The following is a 6,462-nucleotide window of genomic DNA, read 5'->3' on the forward strand; positions in this document are numbered from 1 at the left end:
GATTGTTCCCCAGCCGGCATTTCTGCCACGAACTTATAAGTATGTTTAAACCAAAGCCGGGACCTGGATTGGATTCAATCAGGAAGAAGATGGATTTGCCGGTTTCGGCAACCTGGTTCATCCCCATCGGGGTGAATACGCCGTGGTTAATCGCATTGTTAAGGAAGAGAACTTTTGCCGGTTCAACGATCAGGCTCGTCAGCCAGAGCATGCCGTGATGAACGAGGAAGGCAACGCCGGTTTCAAGAGCGGAAGTAAGAACTTCGCAAAGCGGACCGATGGCGAGGCAGCCAAGGATCGCGAGGATGGTACCGAGGATGCCGGCGGAGAAGTTTGTGAATAACATTTCGAAGCCCTGCGGTGTGCGCGGGGTGATGAACTCATCCACTTTCTTCATGCACCAGCCGCCGAGCGGGCCGACCGCCATGGCGCCGATGAACATCGGGGTTTCTACGCCGGCGGCTACGCCGATGGCTGCGCAGGCGCCGATGATGCCGCCGCGTTCGCCGTAAATCATTTTGCCGCCGGAGTAGGCGATGAGTACGGGCAGCAGGAAGCGCTGCATAGGGGAAACAATTTGATTCAGTGTCTCATTTGGATACCAGCCTGTAGGGATGAAGAGTGCCGTGATAATACCCCAGGCAATGAAGATGGAAATGTTCGGCATGACCATTCCGGAAAGGAATCGGCCGAACGTCTGAAGCTTCTGTTTCATATCGTTTTGTTCCTTTCTTTGTTGATTCCATCCTACGTGGTTTATTTTTGGCCTACAACGGTTTCAAATTGACATTTGGCATTGCGAAAAGTGCCAGAATTTTTAAAAATCGGCACCGCGTTCCATGCCATGACACCGGGCTTGTACGACTGGTCATAAAAAAGTACATACGTCCATCTTCTTTCTTTCACGAAAAAGCAATTTCAGAAATTCTTTGCGGAAAACGGTTTTAAAGCAGATGCGTACAAGCTTTTCTGAGCCAGAACATTTTGTTGAAAAAACATCCGCTTCTGGCTGGTTTTATACAAAAAGCCTGTCCGATTCCTACAGGAAAGGGACAGGCAATGGATACACAATATCTTTCAAAAACAGGGGCGGTGCAGTCCGGAGATCCTTTGCTCTATGCAAAACAGGATCCGGATCGGGTGATGCTAGAGCTCGATCGAATCGAGATCGGCCATCCACATGGAGCGGGAAGCGTCGGAAGGCATGCGCCAGTCGCCGCGCGGGGAGAAGTTGACGGAACCAACCTTGACGCCGTCTGGCATGACGTTGCGCTTGAACTGCTGGCTGAAAAAGCGCTGATAAAACAGACGCAGCGTCTTGAGAATTTCTTTTGGATCCGTATTTGGGAAAGCATGGCAGGCCAGATCGAAAATCTTGGAAGGCGATTCGTGGAATCGCATCATACGATACAGGAAGAAGTCGTGCAGATCGTAGCTGCCGAGTACCTGTTCGGTTTTCTGGGCGATCGACCCGTCTTTATCGGGCGGAAGAAGTTCCGGGGAAACCGGGGTGTCGCAAATGCTGGTAAGGACATCGTATAAAGCCGTATTGCCCTGATTTTTCGCTTCGAGCGCTTCGGTTTCGACCAGATAGCGAACGAGCGTTTTCGGCACGGATACGTTGACTGCGTACATGGACATGTGATCGCCGTTGTATGTGCACCAGCCAAGAGCCAGTTCGCTCAAATCGCCGGTACCAATGACGAGTGCGTTTTCCTTGTTGGCCAGATCCATGAGAATCTGTGTACGTTCTCTGGCCTGGCTGTTTTCGTATGTAATGTCGAAGGTATTCGGATCCTGATCGATGTCGCGGAAATGAATGTTGACCGCATCAGCGATCGGAATGACTTTTGTGGTGACGTGAAGCAGTTCCATCAGCTTCATGGCGTTGGATTTCGTATGGTCGGTCGTACCAAATCCCGGCAGCGTCACGGCGATAATGCCGCTCTTATCGAGATGGAGCAGATCGAAGGCGCGCACGCAGACGAGCAGAGCGAGCGTGGAGTCCAGACCGCCGGAAATGCCGAGAACGACTTTGGAGCAGCGGATCTTTTTCAGACGGGTCGCCAGACCGGTCGCCTGGATCGTAAGAATTTTCTGGCAGCGCGCAATGCGGCGATGCAGATCGGAAGGAACGAACGGATAGGCGTTGACGGTTCGCTTGAGTTCGATCGAATGTACAGGTTTGGACGCGAACGGTACTTTCGTTACGCCGTCTTCGAGCGATTCAAAGGACGTCTTGTATTTCATGCGCTCGTTTTTGAGAATTTCCAGATCGATCTGCGCGGTGATGATTTCCTGCGGATGCAGGATCGAGCTCTGCGCGAGAATATGACCGTTTTCGGCGATGAGTTTCTGTCCGCCAAATACGAGATCGCTGGAACTTTCATCCGGACCGGCACTGGCATAAATATAAGCCGCATAATTGCGCGCGGACTGTTCGAGTACAAGAGACGTCCGGTATTCTTCCTTGGCGATGACTTCGTTGGAAGCGGAAAGGTTGCACAGCACGTTGGCACCGGCTGCTGCCAGGCGGGAACTTACAGGAATGGAAACCCAGAGGTCTTCACAGATTTCCGGACCGATCACGGCGCCCGTCGTAAAGTCTTCAAACACGATGCGCTCGCGAACCGGAACGGCGCGCTTCATAAAATGAACGGTCGCGTTTTCCGGTAAATAGAGCGCGGAGGTAAACCAGCGCGGCTCGTAATATTCGTTGTAATTGGGCAGATAGTTTTTCGCGTAAAAGCCTAAAACCTGATGATTGGAAATAAAGGCGGCGGCGTTGTACAGATGGTTTTCCACCTGCAAAGGAAGTCCGACCAGAAGGGAAAGGTGATCCGGCAGCTTTTCGCAAAGCCATTCCAGGGCTTCCAGCACTTTTTTCTGCAGGAGGGATTCATAAAAGAGATCCTGACACGTATAGCCCGTTAACGAGAGTTCCGGGCTGACCGCCAGACGTACGGTCTCGGGCAGCTTTTCACAAAGAGAAAGAATAATCATGGCGTTGACCATCGGATCGCCGATCGATACCGACGGCGTCAGCGCGGCCACTTCATAATAGGCATAAGGTTTCATGATTCAGCTCGCTTTCCAGAACAGGCGAAGGAAACGATTCGACAGAAAAATGCCCGAAGTTTTCCTTCGCTTTTTCATTCTGTGTCCTATTCTACCCGCATTTTACGGGCGCCTTCGAACTTTGGTCTGGAATTGGATCAGCGCCGCAAAGAAAAACCGAAATCCTGCCGCGACGCGAAGATTTCGGTTCGGAGTTTCTATTGTTCTTTATGGTAAATGCACGTACGCCTGTCCTGCTTTTTGCGGTATTGAGGCAGAGAATGACGCATCACCAGACGCGTTTTATCGTTTTCTGTTTTTGTCGCGATAGCCGGCAAGGACATAAATCCAGCCGCAGATCTGCTCTTTTCGCGTCATGCAGGAACGTTTGGGATCTTTCATGAGCTTTCGATAGAGTGAGAAGGACCTGCGATCCATCGCTTCCATATACGTTTCCAGAAACGCCAGCTCTTCGGCCATATCTTTTGTGAAAAGGTCACTTTGCGTAATCTGCAGTGAGCAGAGGACGTGAATTCGATCGAGATAGGGGGCCGTGCGGTAATAATACGTTCTCGCGTGCTTCAGTTTGGTCAGCAGCGAATCGGAATACGCTTGCGGAAGGCTGGTCGTATTGGAATCGTGAATCCGATAGTCAAACAGCCGCTTGTCCAGATAATAGAGCGAATGGGTTGTTGCGCCCAGCAGAGCGAGCTGCCAGTCGTGGGGAAGCAGAAAGTTCTGATCGGCGACGTAGCGCTTGGCCATGTCTCTGGTAATCATCATCGCGCAGCCCTGAAAGCCGTTGTGGATGAAGATATCCGAGAGTTCGATTGGCGTCATGCCGTTCAAAGTGATGTCGGATTTTTCGAGCAGGTTCTGGTTAGACCAGCCTGGAAGGGGATCTGCTTCGAAAAGTTCGCCGTTCTGGTTCATGAACGAAAAGGAAGAGGCGATGACTTGGGCTTCGGGAAACTCCCGATGCGCCTGCAGCATCGTTTCGATTTTATCCGGATGCCAGCGATCGTCCTGATCGCACAGGAAAATGAAATCGCCGCTTGCCGCTTCGAGCAGGCGGGCAAAATTTCGGATGTAGCCAAGATTTTCATCGCTGTCGAGAACACGTACGTTCAAATTGGGATGCGCTTCGATCCAGGCGTTAATAACGGCGTTGCTGTGATCGGTAGAACCGTCATCGCGAATGAGCAGTTCGTCAAAGGGACGGGTCTGGCTGGCGATGGAATCGAGCTGTTCTGCTAAATACGATTCGCCGTTATAGACAGCAACGACAACACTGACGCGCTCCAAAACCGGGTCCGGAACGGAGAGCGGGGAAGACGATTCAGAAGAAAGAGGCATAGAGATCCTTATCCTTTATCATCGTCTTCAAAGTTGACGGGATTTTCATCGAAGCGCACACGGATGCTCTTGTGGTCGATCTGGCGCTTGGTTTTGCCGTCGCGCAAAATGACTTCAATGCGATGGGCGCCGTCGGTCAGCTTCTCTTTTGGAATGATGACTTCAAAGCCGACGGTGTCTTCATGGATGAAGCCGGCATAGTCTTCTTCGTACGCTTTGAACACGTCGCTTCGACGGGATCGGCACGTATTGGGCAGCACTTCGTCATCGAAGAGCACTTCAAGCTGTTCATCCAGGGAGTTGGAAACGCCCCAGCCTTTGACGTGAAGGTTTTCCGAGTTGGGCAGCGACTGGAAGGGCGCAGGGGTATCGATGAAGACGGCGCCGCGTACATGGGCGTTGGCGTCTTCGGCGGCTTTCTGCGCTTCTTCCTTGTTGTCGATGGCGGACTGTTCCAGGTATTTGGAAATGACGTACGTCGGGTCGCCGTCCAGGCGCAGATGGCCTTTGTAAATCCATACCGCGCGGGAGCAGAGAATTTTGACCATGCCCAGCGAGTGGCTGACGATGACGATCGTCTTGTCGGAGTCGCGCAGTTCTTCGAGCTTGTCGAAGCACTTGTTCTGGAAGTGCTGGTCGCCGACGGCCAGAATTTCGTCGATGAGCAGAATTTCGGCGTCAACATTGATGGCAACGGAGAAAGCCAGACGCATATACATACCGGAAGAGTACGTGCGGACCGGTTCGTCGATAAAGTGACCGAGTTCGGAAAATTCGATGATGTCATCGATACGCTTGTCGATTTCATCCTTGTTCAGACCGAACACCGCCGCGTTGAAGTAAATGTTTTCGCGGCCGGTGAAGTCCGGATGGAAGCCGGCGCCAAGCTCGAGCAGACTGGTCAGCTTGCCCTGGGTTTCTACCGTACCTTTATTCGGGTAGAGAATGCGGGTCATCAGTTTGAGAAGCGTCGACTTGCCGGACCCGTTGGTTCCGATCAGAGCGACGGTTTCTCCTTTTTTAATGTCGAGGGAAATATCATCGAGGACGACGTTTTCCGTCATCGCGCCTTTGCGGCGGGTGAGTCTTTCCTTGAGGGTTTTCTGTTTGTCTTTGTAGATCTTGAAGGTCTTGGTCATATGCCGGATTTCAATAGCATTGGACTGATCCATGAATCCACCTCGCGTTTCTAATGCGAAATCCTTACGGATTTCCTTACTTTGTTTCAGTTTCTTTTCGTTCAGATTCTTTTAATTTATGAAAAAGGAAGGCACCTCGGGTTCAGAGGCTGTTTCCTGTTCTTTCGTTTTTCAAATTGGTTTTGATCGTTCTGGCTCTGCCATCAGGCGGCAGGGCAATGGCCATACGCATTCGGAAAGAAACAAGGATGAGAAGGCAGTGACTGACTTCTCATCCCTGGCATTCTCGTTTCGGAACGGTTCTTTTCCGGATCGATGGGCCGGTTATTTCTTTTCAGACGAAGCTTTCGTTTCGTCTTCGTTTTTTGGTTCTGGCCGTTCTGGACGGAGGGTTCCGCATGTGTAGTAGTCTTCGCCCAGGAAGACCGGGTTGATGTAGGGGTTGACTTCATCGTCCTTGCGCAGCTGGTAGGTAATGCTGGTGAGGTCGAGATTGGGGTTGTAGTACGGATCTTCGCTGCGCAGTTCATCCGGCCACAGATGATACATGCGGCGCACTTCGTTTTCAAAGCGGGCTTTTTTCTTCTCATCATCTTCGTAGCCGCGGGTCTGCGATTCGTAGTGGAACATGATCGCAAACGGGTTCTGGATGATCTGGTGGCCGGCTTTGCGGATTCTCAGGCAGAGATCAATGTCGTTGTAGGCGACGGCGAGATCTTCGTTAAAGCCGCCGATTTCTTCAAAGACGTGGCGGGGAACCATCAGACAGGCAGCCGTCGCGGCGGAGACGTTGGTCATCGTACGCAGGCGGTAGTTTTCGCCGCCTTCGACCTGACCGATCATCGCGTGACCGGCAACCCCGGAATGGCCGATGATGACGCCGTTGTGCTGGATCGTTCCGTCTTCATAT

Annotated in this window: 5 protein-coding genes; all 5 read right to left on the reverse strand. The window is 51.9% G+C overall.

Annotation, left to right across the window (positions count from 1 at the left end; all coding sequences use genetic code 11):
• Positions 1-715: PTS transporter subunit EIIC (locus ACLUYS_RS09010; protein ID WP_412659653.1), on the reverse strand; the 715-nt coding region annotated here is incomplete at its 3' end.
• 431 nt (positions 716-1,146) lie between these two features.
• Complete coding sequence (locus tag ACLUYS_RS09015) at positions 1,147-3,078, reverse strand: NAD(+) synthase (protein ID WP_412659654.1); 1,932 nt, start codon at positions 3,076-3,078, stop codon at positions 1,147-1,149.
• A gap of 282 nt (positions 3,079-3,360) precedes the next feature.
• Positions 3,361-4,413 carry a glycosyltransferase gene (locus ACLUYS_RS09020; protein ID WP_412659655.1) on the reverse strand — a complete coding sequence of 351 codons (1,053 nt, stop codon included), beginning with the start codon at positions 4,411-4,413 and terminating at the stop codon, positions 3,361-3,363.
• 8 nt (positions 4,414-4,421) lie between these two features.
• Positions 4,422-5,585 (reverse strand): ABC transporter ATP-binding protein, encoded by a 1,164-nt coding sequence (locus ACLUYS_RS09025; protein ID WP_230268272.1) that lies wholly within the window; start codon positions 5,583-5,585, stop codon positions 4,422-4,424.
• Between the two features lie 291 nt (positions 5,586-5,876).
• Positions 5,877-6,462 (reverse strand): glycosyltransferase family 2 protein (locus ACLUYS_RS09030; protein WP_412659656.1); only part of this gene is annotated, 586 nt, incomplete at its 5' end.

The organism is Allobaculum sp., from assembly GCF_047010065.1.
GTDB lineage: Bacteria > Bacillota_I > Bacilli_A > Erysipelotrichales > Erysipelotrichaceae > Allobaculum > Allobaculum fili.

Coding starts and splice junctions, on each gene's coding strand:
- ACLUYS_RS09025 (WP_230268272.1), bottom strand. CDS start 5,585: ATGGATCAGTCCAATGCTATTGAAATCCGGCATATGACCAAGACCTTC.
- ACLUYS_RS09015 (WP_412659654.1), bottom strand. CDS start 3,078: ATGAAACCTTATGCCTATTATGAAGTGGCCGCGCTGACGCCGTCGGTA.
- ACLUYS_RS09020 (WP_412659655.1), bottom strand. CDS start 4,413: ATGCCTCTTTCTTCTGAATCGTCTTCCCCGCTCTCCGTTCCGGACCCG.